Source organism: Vibrio sp. 2130-1 (genome assembly GCF_033339515.1).
Genome location: NZ_JAWOUT010000334.1, coordinates 1 through 669, shown reverse-complemented (window position 1 = coordinate 669; position 669 = coordinate 1). Strand labels below are relative to the sequence as shown.

1 protein-coding gene is annotated in these 669 nt (G+C 48.1%); it reads left to right on the top strand.

The features are described 5' to 3' along the window. Window positions 1–104: 104 nt before the first annotated feature. Window positions 105–599, top strand: a complete 495-nt coding sequence (locus tag R7Q09_RS26055; protein WP_318143934.1) for a DUF3299 domain-containing protein — start codon at window positions 105–107, stop codon at window positions 597–599. Window positions 600–669 lie beyond the last annotated feature (70 nt).

Sequence of the window (669 nt, the reverse complement as noted above, 5' to 3'; positions counted from 1 at the left end):
CTGCTTAGCTTTGTACAATGCGCCGGTATTGTGATTGGTTTTATTCCAGCATTCCGCGCCTACAGACAGTCACTCAGTGACGGAATGACCATAAGGATCTAACGATGTGGAAAAAAATTTTAGCCAGTTGCTTACTCGCGATTGCATTTACGACGCCGGTCATGGCGAGTGATGATCCATTAACGCTCGACTGGATCGATCTGGTTCCTGAAGCGGAACGTAAGCTGTTCGACAGCGTGGGGATGCCCGCATCTGGTCACAGTGGTGGCGCGGCGCAGCAATCAAAAATCGGTAACGTCAGACCAGAGCTCAATGGCAGTCAGGTCAAAATCCCTGGCTTCGTGATTCCTCTTGAGGGAGATGCCAACACGGTGACGGAATTTTTGTTGGTGCCGTATTTTGGGGCGTGTATCCACGTACCACCACCACCACCAAACCAAATCATTTACGTGAAATTTCCGAAAGGCGCACCAGTACAGGAACTTTGGGATGTCATTTACGTGGTGGGAACGTTAAAAACCGAAACCATTAACCATGAACTGGCAGAAACAGCGTATGTGATTGAAGGTTCAAAAATCGAAGCCTACGACGATATGTAGTCGTCGATTTCGAGGTACACCAAAGGCGTCGCATCGGCGCCTTTGTCATCTTTAAATGTTAAACAATGTA